This is a genomic window from Streptomyces sp. NPDC002845 (assembly GCF_053591955.1).
In genome coordinates, this window is sequence record NZ_JBSFUU010000001.1 from 42,734 (window position 1) to 59,924 (window position 17,191).

General features: G+C 71.2%; 16 protein-coding genes. 10 read left to right on the forward strand and 6 right to left on the reverse strand.

Going from position 1 to position 17,191, the window contains the following annotated elements; all coding sequences use genetic code 11:
• Nucleotides 1-11: 11 nt before the first annotated feature.
• Nucleotides 12-566: a hypothetical protein gene (locus ACWD3C_RS00170; RefSeq protein ID WP_451138357.1), complete on the reverse strand. Its 555-nt coding sequence runs from the start codon at nt 564-566 to the stop codon at nt 12-14.
• 122 nt (nt 567-688) lie between these two features.
• Here ACWD3C_RS00170 and tsaB point away from each other — a divergent pair, with 122 nt between their 5' ends.
• The 4 genes from tsaB to ACWD3C_RS00190 are packed head-to-tail and all read left to right on the forward strand — an operon-like array spanning nt 689 to nt 3,261.
• Nucleotides 689-1,345, forward strand: a complete 657-nt coding sequence (gene tsaB, locus ACWD3C_RS00175) for a tRNA (adenosine(37)-N6)-threonylcarbamoyltransferase complex dimerization subunit type 1 TsaB (protein WP_451138359.1) — start codon at nt 689-691, stop codon at nt 1,343-1,345.
• 29 nt (nt 1,346-1,374) lie between these two features.
• Entirely contained in the window at nt 1,375-1,881 is a 507-nt protein-coding gene (rimI, locus tag ACWD3C_RS00180; RefSeq protein ID WP_451138744.1) for a ribosomal protein S18-alanine N-acetyltransferase, read from the forward strand.
• Nucleotides 1,874-2,968, forward strand: coding sequence for a tRNA (adenosine(37)-N6)-threonylcarbamoyltransferase complex transferase subunit TsaD (gene tsaD, locus ACWD3C_RS00185; RefSeq protein ID WP_451138361.1), 1,095 nt, complete (start codon nt 1,874-1,876; stop codon nt 2,966-2,968). Before rimI ends, tsaD begins: the two co-directional genes overlap by 8 nt.
• A complete protein-coding gene (locus ACWD3C_RS00190; protein ID WP_451138363.1) occupies nt 2,965-3,261 on the forward strand; it encodes a hypothetical protein in 297 nt (98 codons plus the stop codon). The genes tsaD and ACWD3C_RS00190 overlap by 4 nt, the downstream gene beginning before the upstream one ends.
• 18 nt (nt 3,262-3,279) lie before the next feature.
• Here the strand turns inward: ACWD3C_RS00190 and ACWD3C_RS00195 are convergent, their stop codons facing one another.
• The 4 genes from ACWD3C_RS00195 to ACWD3C_RS00210 form a co-directional block, all read right to left on the reverse strand.
• On the reverse strand, nt 3,280-5,583 hold the full coding sequence (locus tag ACWD3C_RS00195) for a beta-xylosidase/alpha-l-arabinosidase (RefSeq protein WP_451138365.1): 2,304 nt from the start codon (nt 5,581-5,583) through the stop codon (nt 3,280-3,282).
• A 63-nt stretch (nt 5,584-5,646) separates the two neighbouring features.
• Complete coding sequence (locus tag ACWD3C_RS00200) at nt 5,647-6,537, reverse strand: carbohydrate ABC transporter permease (protein WP_451138746.1); 891 nt, start codon at nt 6,535-6,537, stop codon at nt 5,647-5,649.
• A gap of 19 nt (nt 6,538-6,556) precedes the next feature.
• On the reverse strand, nt 6,557-7,459 hold the full coding sequence (locus ACWD3C_RS00205) for a carbohydrate ABC transporter permease (protein ID WP_451138367.1): 903 nt from the start codon (nt 7,457-7,459) through the stop codon (nt 6,557-6,559).
• Nucleotides 7,456-8,862, reverse strand: coding sequence for an ABC transporter substrate-binding protein (locus ACWD3C_RS00210; protein ID WP_451138369.1), 1,407 nt, complete (start codon nt 8,860-8,862; stop codon nt 7,456-7,458). Before ACWD3C_RS00210 ends, ACWD3C_RS00205 begins: the two co-directional genes overlap by 4 nt.
• Nucleotides 8,863-9,100: 238 nt before the next feature.
• Between ACWD3C_RS00210 and ACWD3C_RS00215 the strand changes: the two genes are divergently transcribed.
• The 5 genes from ACWD3C_RS00215 to ACWD3C_RS00235 all read left to right on the forward strand — a co-directional run bounded on the left by ACWD3C_RS00215 (nt 9,101) and on the right by ACWD3C_RS00235 (nt 14,687).
• Nucleotides 9,101-10,150: a LacI family DNA-binding transcriptional regulator gene (locus tag ACWD3C_RS00215; RefSeq protein WP_451138371.1), complete on the forward strand. Its 1,050-nt coding sequence runs from the start codon at nt 9,101-9,103 to the stop codon at nt 10,148-10,150.
• Nucleotides 10,151-10,281: 131 nt separating this feature from the next.
• The gene (locus ACWD3C_RS00220; RefSeq protein ID WP_451138373.1) at nt 10,282-11,670 is read left to right on the forward strand and encodes an endo-1,4-beta-xylanase; all 1,389 of its coding nucleotides are present in this window, start codon (nt 10,282-10,284) and stop codon (nt 11,668-11,670) included.
• Nucleotides 11,671-11,755: 85 nt separating this feature from the next.
• Complete coding sequence (locus tag ACWD3C_RS00225; protein ID WP_451138375.1) at nt 11,756-12,826, forward strand: LCP family protein; 1,071 nt, start codon at nt 11,756-11,758, stop codon at nt 12,824-12,826.
• Nucleotides 12,827-12,941: 115 nt separating this feature from the next.
• On the forward strand, nt 12,942-13,298 hold the full coding sequence (locus ACWD3C_RS00230) for a YciI family protein (protein ID WP_451138377.1): 357 nt from the start codon (nt 12,942-12,944) through the stop codon (nt 13,296-13,298).
• 159 nt (nt 13,299-13,457) lie between these two features.
• Complete coding sequence (locus ACWD3C_RS00235) at nt 13,458-14,687, forward strand: RNA polymerase sigma factor (RefSeq protein ID WP_451138748.1); 1,230 nt, start codon at nt 13,458-13,460, stop codon at nt 14,685-14,687.
• Nucleotides 14,688-14,803: 116 nt separating this feature from the next.
• On the opposite strand, the gene ACWD3C_RS00240 is transcribed toward ACWD3C_RS00235, so the two are convergent.
• Entirely contained in the window at nt 14,804-15,988 is a 1,185-nt protein-coding gene (locus ACWD3C_RS00240) for a class I SAM-dependent methyltransferase (protein WP_451138379.1), read from the reverse strand.
• A gap of 90 nt (nt 15,989-16,078) precedes the next feature.
• Between ACWD3C_RS00240 and ACWD3C_RS00245 the strand changes: the two genes are divergently transcribed.
• Entirely contained in the window at nt 16,079-17,038 is a 960-nt protein-coding gene (locus ACWD3C_RS00245) for a polysaccharide deacetylase family protein (RefSeq protein WP_451138381.1), read from the forward strand.
• The last annotated feature ends 153 nt before the right edge of the window (nt 17,039-17,191 follow it).

Consider the following 17,191-nt stretch of genomic DNA (forward strand, 5'->3'; position numbering starts at 1 on the left):
CGCCGCTCTCGTTACTGAACGACGACGACCTTCGCCCCGATCGTCGCGAACGCCCACATCGCGTCGCCGTCCGCGCGCGACTCGCGGATGCCGCCCGTCCTGCTGGTCGGGTCCGGCTCCGGGGTCGAGCCGTCGACGGCCGCGCTGAAGCCGATGGTGACGCCGTCGACGCTGGTGAAGCGGACGACGTGCTCGATGGGCACGCCGTCGGAGCCGGTGACCGAGTTCGAGCGGGACGTGACCGAGTAGGTGCCCGGGGCCGGGTCGACCGTGCTCGGGGTGACCTCGAAGGTGCGCTCGACCTTGCCGTTCGCGCCGACCAGCCAGACCCGGTCGGTGCCCAGCGCGTAGACGACGCGTTCGCCGCTGCCGGAGGCCTGGGGCAGGGCCGCCGGGTCCTGCTTCTCCTCGGGAGCCCGGGACTTCACACCCGCCGGGGACTGGGATACGGACGGCCTGCCCAGGTCGTCGGGCGCGTTCGCCGACGCCTGGTAGGCGAGGAAACCGACTGCGGCGACGGCCGCCACGGTGAGCCCGGCCACGAATCCCGAGCTGCTACTGGCCACCTTCTGCGCCCACCTCTCGTACTGCCCCTCGTACCGCGTACGTCTTTGCTGTGACGGTAGCAGCAGGTGTACGGCATCCCGGGCGGGCCGTGCCCCCGGCCGAAGCGCCGTAGGCTGTTTGCGTGCTCTTGCTCGCTCTGGATACCGCCACTCCCGCCGTCACCGTCGCGCTGCACGACGGGACGGACGTCGTCGCCGCGTCGAGCCAGGTGGACGCGCGCCGGCATGGAGAACTCCTGCTGCCCGCCGTCGACCGGGTCCTCGCCGAGGCGGGTACCCGCCTCGACGCCCTCACCGGCATCGTCGTCGGCACCGGCCCCGGCCCGTACACCGGGCTGCGCGTCGGCCTGATGACCGCCGACACCTTCTCACTCGCGCTCGGCGTGCCCGTGCACGGGCTGTGCACGCTCGACGGGCTCGCGTACGCGTCCGGGCTCGACGAGCCGTTCGTGGTCGCGACGGACGCGCGGCGGAAAGAGGTGTACTGGGCGCGCTATGAGGACCGCCGTACGCGCGTCACGGAGCCCGCCGTCGACCGGCCGGGCGACCTGGGCATCGATGACATCGGAGCGTTGCCCGCGGTCGGCGCCGGCGCGCTGCTCTACCCGGACACCTTCCCCGTCGCGCGCGAGCCCGAGCACATGTCGGCGTCCGCGCTCGCCTCGCTGGCGGTCGAGAGACTCGCCGCGGGGGAGGAGCTCCAGGCCCCCCGGCCCCTCTATCTGCGCCGCCCCGACGCGCAGGTCCCCAAGAACTACAAGGTGGTCACCCCCAAGTGACCGGAGCCGCACCTCCTCAGCTGCGCGAGATGCGCTGGTGGGACATCGATCCCGTACTGGAGCTGGAGAAGGCCCTCTTCCCCGAGGACGCCTGGTCGAGGGGCATGTTCTGGTCCGAACTGGCCCATGCGAGAGGGCCGGGCGCGACCCGCCGGTATCTGGTGGCCATGGACGACGACCGGCTCGTCGGGTACGCGGGGCTCGCCGCCTCCGGTACCGGATCTGACAGCGGCTTCGCCGCGGTTGCCGACATACAGACCATCGCCGTCGCCCGTGACCAGTGGGGCACCGGGCTCGGCGCGCGGCTGCTGACCGAGCTGCTGCGGATCGCGACCGCGTTCGAGTGCGCCGAGGTGATGCTCGAATGCCGGGTCGACAACGTCCGCGCCCAGAAGCTGTACGAGCGCTTCGGCTTCGAGGCGATCGGCTTCAGGCGCGGCTACTACCAGCCGGGGAACGTGGACGCCCTGGTGATGCGGCTGACCGACCCCTCCACTTCCGTGCACGGCCGACAAGGAACCGAGATCAATGGCTGACTCCAGGAACGAGCCCCTCGTCCTCGGCATCGAGACCTCCTGCGACGAGACCGGCGTCGGCATCGTCCGCGGCACCACCCTGCTCGCGGACGCGGTCGCGTCGAGCGTCGACGAGCACGCGCGCTTCGGCGGTGTGGTCCCCGAGGTCGCCTCCCGCGCCCACCTCGAAGCGATGGTGCCGACCATCGAACGCGCCCTGAAAGAGGCCGGTGTCTCGGCCAGGGACCTGGACGGCATCGCGGTCACCGCCGGTCCGGGGCTCGCGGGCGCGCTGCTCGTCGGGGTGTCGGCGGCGAAGGCGTACGCCTACGCGCTCGGCAAGCCGCTGTACGGCGTCAACCACCTCGCCTCCCATATCTGCGTCGACCAGCTGGAGCACGGCGCCCTGCCGGAGCCGATGATGGCGCTGCTGGTGTCCGGCGGCCACTCGTCCCTCCTCCTCTCCTCGGACATCACCTCCGACGTACGGCCGATGGGGTCGACCATCGACGACGCGGCGGGCGAGGCCTTCGACAAGATCGCGCGCGTACTGAACCTGGGCTTCCCGGGCGGGCCGGTCATCGACCGTTACGCGAAGGAGGGCGATCCTCGGGCCATTGCCTTCCCGCGTGGTCTCACCGGGCCGCGCGACCCGGTGTACGACTTCTCCTTCTCCGGTCTGAAGACCGCCGTGGCCCGCTGGATCGAGGCCAGGCGGGCGGCCGGCGAGGAGGTCCCGGTGCGCGATGTGGCCGCGTCCTTCCAGGAGGCCGTGGTCGACGTGCTGACCCGCAAGGCCGTACGGGCCTGCAAGGATGAGGGTGTCGACCACCTGATGATCGGCGGTGGCGTGGCCGCCAACTCCCGCCTGCGCGCCCTCGCCCGGCACCGCTGCGAGGCGGCCGGGATCGAACTGAGGGTCCCGCGGCCCAAGTTGTGCACGGACAACGGGGCGATGGTGGCCGCGCTCGGCGCCGAGATGGTCGCCCGGGGGCGTGCCGCCTCGGCTTGGGACCTGTCGGCGGACTCCTCGCTGCCGGTGACGGACCCGCATGTGCCGGGCCACGACCATGTGCACGAGGTCGGCGAGGGGAACCTGTACTCGTGACCGTCGCCCTGATGTGGGAGGCCCGCGCCACCGAGGGCCGCGGCGAGGAGCTCCTGACGTGGGCCCGGGCGCAGGAGCTGCCCCGCCCGCCCCTGCGCCGGGAGACGTTCCGCGCGCCCCGGGACCGCGTGCTGGTCATCACCTGGTGGGACGCCCCGTACGACGCCGAGCTGCCCGAACTGCCGGAGCCGGAGGGGGAGTTGGTGACCCGGGCGGTGCATCGGTGGCGCTTCGAGGCGGTGGAGGACCACCAGCCCCCGGCCTCACCCGACGTCCCCGGGGCCGGTGAGTGATCGGCGGTTCAGGCCGGTTCAGGCCTCCCGCGTCACCTCCGTCTCGCAGCGGAGCCGCCGGTCGTGGCCGAGCACCCGTTCCGGGCCCGTCAGCGTCAGGGTCGCCGTGTGCCGAACGTCCGTGCTGGACGCCGCCAAGCGCAGCTCCAGAGCGCCCGGTTCGACGATGCGGCGGCCGGTGCGGTCGGTGAAGGACGACAGGTCGGTGTGGAAGCGGAAGGCGACGCGGGTGGCCTCGCCCGGGGCCAGGTCGACGCGCTGGTAGCCGATCAGGCGCACGTCGGGCCGGGTCACCGACGCGACGGGGTCGTGCAGGTAGAGCTGGACGACCTCCGCGCCCGCGCGGTCGCCGGTGTTGCGGACGGTGACCTTCACGTCGTACGAGCCGTCCGTGCCGATCTCCGCCCCCGGGCCCTCGAAGTCCTCCCAGGCGAACGTCGTGTAGGAGCGGCCGTGCCCGAAGGGGTACAGCGGCGTCGGGTCCAGGTTGCTGGAGCCGCCCGCCAGGCCGAGGGGTGGCTGGAGGTAGGTCCAGGGCTGGCCGCCGGGGCGGGCCGGGACGCTCACGGGGAGGCGGCCGGAGGGGTTGGAGCGGCCCGACAGGACTCCCGCCACCGCCGGGCCGCCCTCCTCTCCGGGGAAGAACGCCTGGACCACGCCCGCGAGCCGGCCCTCCCAGCGGCCGAGCGCGTAGGGGCGCCCGGTGAGCAGGACCAGCACCACCGGCGTACCCGTCGCCGCCAGCGCGTCCAGCAACGCGCCCTGGACGCCGGGCAGCCGGAGGTCCTCCGCGTCGCAGCCCTCGCCTGAGGTGCCCCGGCCGAAGAGGCCCGCCCGGTCGCCGAGGACGGCCACGCAGACGTCCGCCTCGGCGGCGCGGGCCACCGCCTCAGGGAAGCCGCCGGTGTCGTCGTCCGAGGTGTCGCAGCCGAGGGCGTACGTGGTCTTCGCGTCGGGCAGTTCCGTGCGCAGGGACTGAAGGACGGTGGGGATCTCGATGCCGAGCGGGGTGTCGGGGTGGAGGGTGCCCACGTGGGACGGGAAGGAGTAGCAGCCCAGCATCGCCAGGGCGTCGTCGGCCCTCGGGCCCACCACCGCGATCCGGGCGTCCGGCGGGAGCGGAAGCACCTCGTCCGGATCGGTGAGCAGCACGACCGACTCCTCGGCCAGGCGACGGGCCAGGGCGCGGTTCTCCGGGGGGTCCAGGTCGACCGTCGTCGGCGGTTCCGGGGCCCAGTCCTCGTCCAGCAGGCCCAGCTCGCACTTCTGGAGCAGGACCCGGCGGGCCGCGCGGTCCACCAGGGACTCGGGGACCGAGCCCTCCCGTACCGCCTCCACCAGCGCGTCGCCGTAGCAGCGCAGGGTGGGCAGTTCGACGTCGACGCCCGCCGTCAGGGCCGCGTGGGCGGCCTCCGCGCGGGTGCCGGCGACACGGTGCTGGGTCTGAAGGAAGCCGATGCCGAAGTAGTCGGAGACGACCGTGCCGGCGAAGCCCCACTCGTCGCGCAGGAGGCGGCCGAGCAGATACGGGTCCGCCGACACCGGGACGCCGTCCGTCTCCGTGTACGCGGCCATCACCGAGCGGGCGCCGCCCTCGCGCAGGGCCATCTCGAACGGCGGCAGGGTCACGTCCGCGAACTCGCGTACGCCCGCGCGTACGGGCGCCTGGTTGCGTGCCCCCGCCGATGCCGCGTACCCCGCGAAGTGCTTCAGCGTGGCGACGATCCCGGCCGACTCCAGGCCCCGTACGTACGCCGCGCCGATCGTGCCGACCAGATACGGGTCCTCGCCGATGGTCTCCTCGACCCGTCCCCAGCGCGGGTCGCGGACCACGTCGAGGACGGGGGCCAGGCCCTGGTGGACGCCCACCGAGGCCAGGTCGCGGCCGATGTGCCGGGCCATCTCCTCGACGAGGGCGGGGTCGAAGGTCGCGCCCCAGGCCAGGGGGACCGGGTAGGCGGTCGCGCCCCAGGCGGTGAAGCCGGCCAGGCACTCCTCGTGGGCGAGAGCCGGGATGCCCAGGCGGTTCGCCCCGGCGATACGGCGCTGGGCGCGGGCCAGTGCCAGCGCGCCCAGCGCCGGGTCCACGGGGGCGGTGCCGAAGTTGCGGGTGAGCTGGCCGAGTCCTCGGGTGATCAGCTCGTCGAAGTCGAAGGACTCGGTCATGTCGTCCTGGTGGGGAGCGACCCCGTCGCCGTCCGTGGCGGCGCCCACCCACACGCCGTACAGCTGGGCGCTCTTCTCCTCCAGGGTCATACGGGAGAGGAGGTCGTCGACGCGGGCGGCGGCGGGCAGGGCGGTGTCACGCCAGGGGCTGGTCATGAAACTCCTGTCAGAGGAAGGCCGGGGAGTCCGGAGAGGCTGGGGTGTGTTCGAAGTGTGCCGTCACTTGCCGCCCACACCCATCAGGCCGCCCACCAGCGCGCGCCGGGCCACCAGGTAGACGGCGAAGATCGGGATGCCGGAGAGGACGACCGAGGCGAGCAGTGCGGGGATGTTGACGCCGAACTGGCTGACGTAGTTGAAGAGGCCGAGGGTCAGCACGCGCGGGCCGTCGGACTGGGTGAAGATCAGCGGGAAGATGAAGCCGTTCCAGGCCTGCAGCGCCGCGTAGATGACGACCGTGCTGATGCCGCCCTTGGCCATGGGGATCGTCAGCTGGAACAGCATCCGCAGCGGGGACGCGCCGTCCAGGGCCATCGCCTCGTACAGATCCTCCGAGACGTCCCGCAACGTGCCGACCAGCACCAGCACCGAGACCGGCATCGCGAAGGCCGCCGTCGGCAGGATGACCGCCAGCAAGGTGTCGTACAGGTTGAGTTCGGAGATCAGGAGGTAGAGGGGTACGACGACCGCCTGGGCCGGGATCGCCACGCCGAGGAGGAAGATCCGGAAGGCCGCGTTCGACCAGCTGTCGCGGGTGCGGACGGCGACGTACGCCAGGGGGATGGACAGGGCGAGGACGATGCCCACCACCGCGACCGCCACGATCGCCGTGTTGGTGAGCAGGTGGCCGAAGCCGGAGTTGAGGACCGTGTTGTAGTTGTCGAGGGTCGGACTCGTGGGCGGTTTCAGGGGGTTGCCGGTGAGCGCCTTGTCCTGGCCGGTCAGGGAGGCCGACAGCATCGCGTAGATCGGGACGATGACGACGATGAGCCAGAGGAAGGAGCCGGCGCCCGCCACCGGGTTGGCGCGCTTCGTCCAGTGCCGGCGGCGGCGCGGGTCCTTCGACGGCTGCCGGGCGCCCGGCTCCCGGGTCTTCGCGGGACGCGGCAACGTATTGTGTGACACCGCGTCACATCCCTTCGCGCGTGCTGCGCATGGTGCCGAAGCCGGTCAGCTTCACCAGGAGCAGGGACAGGCCGGTGGCCGCCAGCACCAGGAACGAGGCGATGGCGCTCGCGTAGCCGAAGTCGTAGCTCTTGAAGCCCGCCTCGTACATCAGGTACGGCAGGATCGCGGTGTCGGTGCCCGGTCCGCCCTTGGTCAGGATCAGGACTGTCTCGAAGTACGTCAGTGAGCCGACGACCATCAGGACCGTGGACGTCGTGATGGTGTGGCGCAGCTGCGGCAGCGTGATCGAGAAGAACTGGCGGTAGCGGCCCGCGCCGTCGATGGCCGCCGCCTGGTAGAGGACTGCGGGGATCTGGCGGGCTCCGCCCTGGTAGATCAGCGTGTGGAACGGGATGAACTGCCAGCCGCCGACGAACACGATCGCGAGGAACGCCCCGCTGGACGAGCCGAGGATGTCCTTCTGGATGATGCCGAAGTTCGGGTCGAGCAGCGCGTAGAAGAGCAGCGCGATGGCGGTGGAGGAGAGCAGGAACGGGACGAAGAAGATCGCGGAGAGCAGCGCGCGGTTGCGCTGCCGGCCCGCCGCCCAGACGCCGAGCAGCAGCGCCACGACGGTCTGGAAGGCCCAGCTGGCGGCCGTCAGCAGGACGGTGAGCCAGAGGGACTGGGTGAGGCGCGGGTCGTCGAGCAGCTTCCGCCAGTTGTCCAGGCCGACCGGTTGCGGGTCGCCGAGGCCGTCCCAGGAGGTGAAGGAGAGGTAGAAGGCGAGGCCCATCGGGACGACGGCGAAGAAGGCGAAGAAGAGGAGACCGGGCAGGGCCCAGGCGGCGTGCGGGCGCCCGACCCGGGTGCCCTTCACCCCTGTCGTCCGGATGGGCGGCCGTTCGTCGAGCGTGGCGCTCACTTCAGCTCCTTGCAGGCCGCCACGAACTCACCCGGCGACGACTGCCCGGCGAACAGCTTGCTGATCTCCGTGTGCATCTTCGTGCCCAGCCCGTCCCCGAGCGCCTGGTCCCAGGAGAGCTGGAACGCCGGGGCCTGCTGGACCATGTCGTACTGGAACCTGGCGTACTCGGGGTTGGGCGCGGAGTCGAGGAGTTGGGCCGCGTTCGATGTCGTCGGTACGTCGCCGAGGTCGATGAGGTCCTTGGCGTACGCCTCCGACGCGCAGTCCTTGAGGAAGGCGACCGCCAGGTCCTGGTTCTTGGTGCGCTTGTTGATCGACCAGTAGTTGGTGGGGTTGCCGACGACATTGCGGATGTCGCCGGTGCCGTCCTCGACTTCGGGGAAGGCGGCCCAGCCCAGGTTCGTCTTGGCGAAGTCCGGGAACTTGCCGAGCTGCGTCGAGTACTCCCACGAACCCATCAGATGCATCGCCGCCCTGCCCTTGGCGAAGACCGCGGGGGCACCGCCGTTGACGTACGACACCGAGGTGAACTTGGAGCCGAAGGCGCCGTCGTCGACGAGTTCCTTGACCATCTCGGCGGCCCTGAGCATCGCCGGGTCGGCCCACCCCTCGGCGTCGCCGTCCTGGATGCGCTTGAAGACCCCGGGTCCGCCGATGCGGTCGGCCAGGTACTCCAGCCACATCAGTTCGGGCCAGATGTCGGAGCCGCCGAGCGCGAACGGGGTGATGCCCGCCTTCTTCAGCTTGGTGTTGATGTCGAGCAACTGGTCCCAGGTGGCGGGCGGCTGGAGGTTGTGCTCGGCGAAGACGGACTTGTTGTAGAAGAGGATCACGGGCTGCATGCCGCGCATCGGTATGCCGTAATGGCGGCCCTTGAGGTCACCGGCCGCGAGCACCGAGGGCAGGAAGCCGTTCTTCAGCGCGGGGTCGTTCTCGATGATGTCGGTGAGGTCGACCAGCTGTCCGGCCTCCTCGTACGCCTTGATGGAGCCGCCGCCCCAGTTGAAGAAGACGTCAGGGGCGCTGGGCGAGCCCATGGCCGTACGGAGCTTGGGGGAGTAGTCGGAGCCGGGGACCTTCTGGAGCTCGACCGTGCCGCCGGCCGACTTCGCGGCGGCCGACTTGTTGAAGCGGCTGACGCCCGCCTCCTGGACCTTGACCGCGTCGTCGCCGTACACGAAGGCGGTGATGGTGCTCCCGTCGCCGCCCGAGCCGCTGCCTGAGCCGCAGGCGGTGAGACCGGTGGTCCCGGCGGTGAGGAACGTGGCTGCCCCCGCGCCGAGGACCCAGCGCCTGCTGAACGTCCGGGCGGCCGCGCCGTCGCCGGTGGACTGTCCGCTGCTCGACCCGCTACCCGATCCGCTGCCTGATCCGCTGCTCGACCGTCTGCTCGGCCCCATGACGACACCCCTTTTTTTCGGCTCGTTCACCTCCGGGGCGTTCCGGCCTGTATCGAGAGCACGACCGTGCTCGGCCCTTCCGGCCGCCGCGCGCTCGCACCCTCGGCACATCGACACAGGCGCGCCCCTCCGGCTCACTCGCGTCGCGAATGTTTCGGATGGTATTTCGAATGTTCCGGGAACGTATGGCCGTCGAAAGGGTTCGTCAAGGGGGCGTGCAGCGATTACGATCCCGCCCATGAAGCCCCCGAAGTCCGAGGAAACCTCGACAAGAGCACACTCCACGCAGACCGCGACGCTCGCCGAGATCGCCCGAGAGGCGGGGGTCTCGGCTCCGACTGTTTCGAAGGTGCTCAACGGCCGTGCGGACGTCGCCCCCGCGACCCGCACCCGCGTCGAGGAGCTCCTGCGCGAGTACGGCTACCGGCGCCGCCGCGCCGAGGCGTCCCGCTCGCCCCTCATCGACCTGGTCTTCCACGAGCTGGAGAGCGCCTGGGCGATGGAGGTCATCCGGGGCGTCGAGAACGTGGCCCGTGAGGAGGGGCTGAGCGTGGTGCTGTCCGAGAGCGCGGGGCGGCTGACCCCCGGCCGCACCTGGGCCGACCAGGTCGCCGCCCGCCGCCCGCACGGGGTCGTGCTCGTGCTGTCCGGGCTCGACGAGTCCCAGCGCGCGCTGCTGACGAGCCGGTCCATTCCGTTCGTGGTGATGGACCCGGCGGGGGACCCGGGGGACGACGTGCCGTCGATCGGCGCGACGAACTGGCAGGGCGGACTGGCGGCCACCCGGCATCTGGTCGAGCTGGGCCACCGGCGCATCGGCGCGATCAGCGGGCCCTCGCGGATGATGTGCAGCCGGGCCCGGGTGGACGGCTACCGGGCCGCGCTGGAGACCGCCGGGCTGCCGGTGGACACGGGGCTGGTCAAGGCCGGGGACTTCCACCACGAGGCCGGCTACCGGCTGGGCCTTGAGCTCCTGCGGCAGCCGGACCGGCCGACGGCCGTCTTCGCGGGCAACGACCTGCAGGCGCTCGGCCTGTACGAGGCCGCCCGTGAGCTGGGCCTTTGTATCCCGGAGGACCTGAGCGTGGTCGGGTTCGACGACCTGCCGGTGGCCCGGTGGGTGGGGCCGCCGCTGACGACCGTACGGCAGCCGCTGATGGAGATGGCCGAGGCGGCGGCCCGGCTGGTGCTCGACCTGGGGAGGCACGAGCCGCCGTCGTCGGCGACCCGGGTGGAGCTGGCGACGAGCCTGGTGGTGCGGAGCAGTACGGGGGTGCCTCCGGCATAGGGCACGGGTTGGTGTTGCTTGCTCTGTTGCTTGCTCTGAGTTGCCGCTGCCGTATTGACGGGTGATGTGACCGGCTCCACACTCTCCGAGGCCAATCGGTTGATATGCCGAAACTTTCGGAGGCACCCGCAATGAGATCTCTGAGAACAGGCTTACTCCCCGCGCCCCTGCTTTCCCTGCCCGTTTCCCTGACCATTTCCCTGCTCAGCGCCCTCGCCACGCTCGTCGCTCTGCTGGCCGCCGCTCCCGCCGCCCACGCCGCCGACACCCCGCTCCGCGACCTCGCCGACGCCAAGGGCAAGGTCATCGGCACCGCGGTCACCGGCTCCAAGCTCACCGGAACGTACGGCGACATCGCGGGCCGGGAGTTCAACTGGCTCACCCCTGGCAACGCCATGAAATGGGGCTCCGTCGAGCCCACCCGGGGCAACTTCGACTGGGCCGAGGCCGACCGGATCGTCGACTTCGCCGAGGCCCACGGCCAGGACGTACGCGGCCACACCCTCGTCTGGCACAGCCAGAACCCGAGCTGGCTGGACAACGGCACCTGGACCCCGGCCGAGCTGAGCGCGCTGCTCGACGAGCACATCGCGCTCGAAGTCGGCCGCTACAAGGGCCGGCTGGCCGCCTGGGACGTGGTCAACGAGCCCTTCAACGAGGACGGCACCTACCGCCAGACCCTCTGGTACAACGGCCTCGGCGCGGACTACATCGCCCAGGCCCTGACCGCCGCCCGCGCCGCCGACCCGAGCGCCAAGCTGTACATCAACGACTACAACGTCGAGGGCGTCAACGCGAAGAGCACGGCCCTGTACAACCTGGTCAGGTCCTTGAAGGAGCGCGGGGTCCCGATCGACGGGGTCGGGCTCCAGGCCCACATCATCCTCGGCCAGGTCCCCTCCACGCTCCAGCAGAACATCCAGCGGTTCGCCGACCTCGGGGTCGACGTCGCGATCACGGAGCTGGACATCCGTATGCAACTCCCGGCCACGCAAGCCAAGCTGGAGCAGCAGGCGGACGAGTACGAAGCCGTCGTCGCCGCGTGCGTCGCCGTGAGCCGGTGCACCGGGGTCACCGTGTGGGGCTTCACGGACTCCGACTCATGGATCCCGGACACCTTCCCCGGCCAGGGCGCGGCCACCCCGTACGACGAGAACTACGCGCCCAAGCCCGCGTACCACGCCATCGCGGCCGCGCTCGGCGGCACGACCACTGAGCCGCCGACGGACGCCTGCACGGCGACGTACAGCGTGGCGAACCAGTGGAACACCGGCTTCACGGGCGAGGTCAGGATCAGCTGCTCGGGGGCGTCCCTGTCGTCCTGGAACGTCAACTGGACCTTCGGTGCCGGTCAGCAGCTCCAGCAGGCCTGGAACGCGACGTGCACCCAGACCGGGTCGGCGGTGCGCTGCGCGAACGCCTCCTGGAACGGGGCGGTGCCGGACGGCGGTTCCGTGACGTTCGGGTTCAACGGGTCGTGGAGCGGGAACAATCCGGTGCCGACGGTGACGCTGGGCTGAGCCCCGCCTGCGAAGTCTGAGAATTTCCGAAGAAAACGCGGTCTGGGGTGTCTGCTCGCAATAATTCGGACTTACGTTCTTCTGTGTGACGGGCGTAGACGTGCACGGGGGAGACAACGGGGACGCGGGCAGACCCCTTGGCCGGCGGTCGACATGGCTGAAGGCCGCCGGCCTCACGCTGGCAGGGGCTCTGGTGCTCGGGGCCGGTACGGCCGGCTGGGCGTACTGGCACCTGAACGACAACATCAAGAGCGTCGACATCAACGGCGCGTTGGGGGACGACCGGCCGGCACGGGGGGTGACGACTCCGACGCCGTCGACCTCCGCGTCCGCTTCCCCGCTGCCCAGCGGCGCCCTGAACATCCTGGTCCTCGGCTCGGACTCCCGCAGCGGTGAGGAGAACGCGAGGCTCGGCGGTGGCGGCAGCGGCTCCGGGGCACGGTCCGACACGGCGATGGTCGTCCACCTCGACGAGGGCCGCACCGAGGCGACGATCGTGAGCATCCCGAGGGACACGCTGGTGACCCGCCCGTCGTGCCCGATGGAGTCGGGCGGTTCGACGTCGGTGGCGTACAACGCGATGTTCAACAGCGCGTACGCGGTGGGCGGCCCCGTCTGCGCGGTGAAGACGGTCGAGTCGATGACCGACGTCCGCATGGACCACTACGTCGAGATCGACTTCGCCGGCTTCGCGAAACTCGTGGACGCCCTGGGCGGCGTCACGGTCACCACCGACGAGGACATCGACGACGAGGACAGCCATCTGACGCTGGACGCCGGGACCCACCACCTGGACGGCGAACAGGCCCTCGCCCTGGCCCGCACCCGCCACGGCATAGGCGACGGCAGCGACCTCGGCCGCATAGGCCTCCAACAGATGCTCGTGAAGGCCCTCCTGCAACAGATCTCCGCCACAGACCTCCTGACCAGCCCCGCCAGGCTCTACTCGGTCACGAACGCGCTCACGGAGAGCCTCACCACGGACACGGGACTGGACTCGCTGACCGAGCTGATGAGCCTGGGCCAGAGCCTGCGAGGCCTCTCCGCGGACGACCTCACGACCGTGATGATGCCGGTGGTCCCGGCACCGACGAACCGGTACCGGGTGGTGGCGGACGAGCCGGAGGCGGGGGAGCTGTGGGAGTCGCTGAAGTGAGGTCTGGAAAAGATTCTCGAAGAAATCCGGCAGCCGTGTCGATTCGAGGGGCTCCCGATCGACGCATGGGTGAGAGGCCGGGAAGGACCCGGTCCCACTGACCCGAGGAGTCACCATGCCGCGCTACCTGTCCCTGATCCAGATCGACGAGTCGACCGCTCCCGCCGAGGGCCCCAGCCCCGAGCTGCAGGAGCGGATGGGGGCCTTGCTGGAGGAGATCACCAAGGCGGGGGTCATGCTCGACACCGCTGGGCTTCTGCCGTCCGCGCAGGGCACGCGGGTGCGCTGGGAGGGCGGGAAGCTCTCCGTCACGGACGGGCCGTTCACCGAGTCGAAGGAGGTCGTGGGCGGCTACGTGCTCATGCAGTGCAAGGACAAGGCCGAGGCCGTCGAGTGGGCGTCGCGGTTCCTCAAGGTGCACGGGGAGGAGTGGACGGTGACGTGCGAGGTGCGGGAGATCGCGGAGGGCTGAGGTTCTTGGCTGTGCGCCTGTAGGGGTGTCTGATGGTGGGCTGTGACAGCACAGCCCACCGCCGAGACCGCCACGACCACCGAGACCGCCAGGGCCGCCACGACCGCCGAGACGGTCACGACCAGCGAGGTCGCCGAGACCGCCAAGGTCGCCAAGACCATCGAAACCGTCTTCCGGATCGAGTCCCCCCGCGTCATCGCCGCCGTCGCCCGGATCGTCCGGGACGTCGGCATCGCGGAGGAACTCGCACAGGACGCGCTGGTCGCAGCCCTGGAGCAGTGGCCCGAGCAAGGGGTCCCGGACAACCCGGGCGCCTGGCTGATGACCACGGCCAGGCGTCGGGCGGTCGACCTCGTACGGCGCAAGGAGACATACGCGCGGAAGCTGGAGGAGGTCGGGCGGGACCTTTCGACCTCTGAGGCCCGGTACGACGAACCGTCCGATCCCGACGACATCGACGACGACCTGCTGCGCCTCGTCTTCACCGCCTGCCACCCGGTGCTGTCCGCCGAAGCCCGCATCGCCCTCACCCTCCGGCTGCTCGGCGGGCTCACCACCGCCGAGATCGCCCGCGCGTTCCTGGCCACCGAACCGGCCATCGCTCAGCGGATCGTGCGCGCCAAACGGACCCTCGCCACGAAGGGCGTCGCCTTCGAGGTGCCGTACGGCCCGGAACGGGCGGCCCGGCTGGAATCCGTACTGGAGGTCATCTACCTGATCTTCAACGAGGGCTACGCGGCCACCGCCGGCGACGACTGGCTGCGCCCCGCCCTGTGCGAGGACGCCCTCCGGCTCGCCCGCGTTCTGGCCGAGTTGATGCCCAAGGAGCCCGAAGTCCACGGGCTGGCGGCCCTGCTGGAGCTCCAGGAGTCACGCGCGGCCGCCCGCGTCGGCCCGTCCGGCGAGCCGGTCCTTCTCAAGGACCAGAACCGCCGCCGCTGGAACCGCCTGCTCATCGCCCGCGGCTTCACCGCCCTCGGCCGCGCCAACGCCGTCGCCCCGGGCGGCCACCCCGGCCCGTACGTCCTCCAGGCCGCCATCGCCGCCTGCCACGCCCAGGCCCATACGTACGAGGAGACGGACTGGCCGCGGATCGCCACCCTCTACGGCGTGCTCGCCGCCCAGTCCCCGTCCCCCGTCGTCGAGTTGAACCGCGCGGTCGCCGTCTCGATGGCGGACGGCCCGGCCCCTGCCCTGGACATCATCGACACCCTCGCCACCGAACCGGCCCTGCGGGACTACCACTTGCTGCCCAGCGTGCGCGGCGATCTGCTCGCCCGGCTGGGGCGCACGGAGGAGGCGCGGCAGGAGTTCGTACGAGCGGCGGGGCTGGCGCGGAACGAGCGGGAGCGGGAGTTGCTGCTGGGGCGGGCGGAGGAGTGTGGCTGAGAGACCGGGGCGCGCTCACTGGTTCCGGATGATCGGCGACGATGGCGACACGTCGCGAGCTGCTGCTTCGTGGGCGCGGGCGCCGCTGCGGCAACGTCGGCGCGAGCGGGTCGGTGTCACCCCAATGGGTGGCCCAGCAGCATCGTCGGTGCGTTGGCGACGCGGGTCAGGAAGACCGTCGCCGAGTTGGGGCCGTGTGGCTTGACCTTCTTGCGGAGTTCTTCCGGCTCGACGGCGGAGCCGCGTTTCTTGACGGTGAGGATCCCTACCTCGCGCTCCCGCAGCAGGGCCTTCAACTTCTTGACGTTGAAGGGAAGCTGGTCGGTGATCTCGTACGCGGTGGCGTACGGCGTCGGGTGCGGGGCGTCGGCGGTGATGTACGCGATCCGGGGGTCGATCAGGCCGCCGTCGAGTTCCTCGGCGACCTCGGCGACGAGGTGCGCCCGGATGACGGCGCCGTCGGGCTCGTACAAGTACCGTCCCGGCGGCCGGACTCGGGGGTCGGGGAGCCCGCGGCCGAGGAGGGTGTGCGGGCCGGGGAGGAGGGTCGCGCGGACGGCGCCCGGCGCCCCTGCCCCGAACCACAGCACCGCCTCCTTCACGTCACCCCCGTCCGAGATCCACTCCGCCTCGGCCTCGGCGGGGACCGTCTCGTGGGGGATGCCGGGGGCGATCTTCAGGGCGGCGCGGGGGGACTTGAGGGCCGTGTCGATGGCCCAGGAGAGCGGGGGTGAGTACGCCTCGGGGTCGAAGACCCGGCCGCGGCCGCCGCGTCGGGCGGGGTCGACGAAGACCGCGTCGTAGGGGGAGGTGTCGATCTCCGTGACGTCCGCCTCCCGTACCTCGATCAGGTCGGCGAGACCGAGCGCCTCGGCGTTCGCGCGGGCCACCGCCGCCGTCAGCGGGTCGCGGTCGACGGCCAGGACCCGGATGCCCGCCCGGGCGAGCGCGATTGCGTCGCCGCCGATACCGCAGCACAGGTCGGCGACGGAGCCGACGCCCAGGGCGCGGAGACGGCCGGCCCGGTGGGCCGCGACCGTGGTCCGGGTGGACTGTTCGACCCCGTTCGGCGTGAAGAACATCCGCTCCGCGTCCGCCGCCCCGAACTTCGCCGCCGCTCGCTGCCGCAGCTGTGCCTGGGCCAGTGCCGCCGACACGAGCCCGGCCGGGTGGTCGCGGCGCAGCCGGGTCGCGACGGCCAGTTCCCGTGCCGGTTCGGTGCCGCGCACCTCGTCGAGGAGGGCGCGGCCCTCGGGGGTGAACAGGGCGGAGAGGGAGGCGGTGGGGTCGAGGTCGTTCACCGGGACATTGTGGGCCAGTCGGTGGATGGTGCGCGCCCGGTGGCGGTGTCGGGCCTTCCGTGCCGGGGTGGGCTGCGAGGATGCGGCGCCATGCGACTCGTACGACAAAATTATGTAAAGCGGGTGAAGGGTGTGAAGCAGGCGGTGGCCGTCCACGGCGCGATCGCCGCGCTGACCGCCGTCGCCCTTGTCTCCAGCTGTGCGGGGGGCGGTGGCGGGTCGGCCGTACGGCGTGCTTCCGCCGAGGCCGAGCCCGCCCACGGCCAGCAGCCCGAACTGCGGGCACCCGCCGCCCGCGCGCTCAGCTCGTACGCCGAGAGACTGCGCGAGTCGTACGCCGCGCGCGCCGCCGCAGCGAAGCGCTGGGGGCTTGCGAAGGTCCCGCTCACGCCTCCCGCGCCCCCGGCGAAGAAGCCGCGGATCACCACCCGCAAGGGATTCGAGGTCGACGGGCACGAGGACCTGCCGCCGGTCTTCACCACCGTCCCCACCCGGCACAAGATCGTCTTCCTCACCATCGACGACGGCGCCGAGAAGGACCCGGCGTTCCTGCGGATGATGAGCGAGCTGAAGATCCCGTACACCGCCTTCCTCAGCGACTACCTGGTGAAGGAGGACTACCGGTACTTCAAGCGGATGCAGGCGAGCGGGGTCTCCCTCAACAACCACACCCTCAACCACCGCTACATGCCCGGCCTGTCGTACGACCGGCAGAAGCGCGAGATCTGCGGGATGCAGGACGTCATCGAGAAGCAGTACGGCAGACGGCCGACCCTCTTCCGCCCGCCGTACGGCAACTACAACGCCGACACCCTGCGCGCCGCCAAGTCCTGCGGCATCGCGTACGCCCCCCTGTGGAACGAGGAGGTCTTCCCCGACCGCTGGGAGTACCGCGAGTGGGACCGCGACATCCACCCCGGCGACATCGTCCTCAGCCACTTCCGGGGCAAGGGCGACTGGAGGGGGACCATGCCCGACATGGTCCGGCGCTTCATGGATCTGGTGACGGCGAAGGGGTACGCGGTGGCTCGGCTGGAGGACTACCTGTGAGGGCGTCGCGTACGGGGGGTGCGGGTGCGGGTGCGCGTGTGGGGGGTGAGGGTCTCCGGGTGGGGCGCGTGGGTGCTCGTGCGGGGGGTGGGGGTCTTCGGGCGGGGGTCGGGGGTGGCCGTGCGCGGGGTGGGAGTGTCCGTGCGGGGGTCG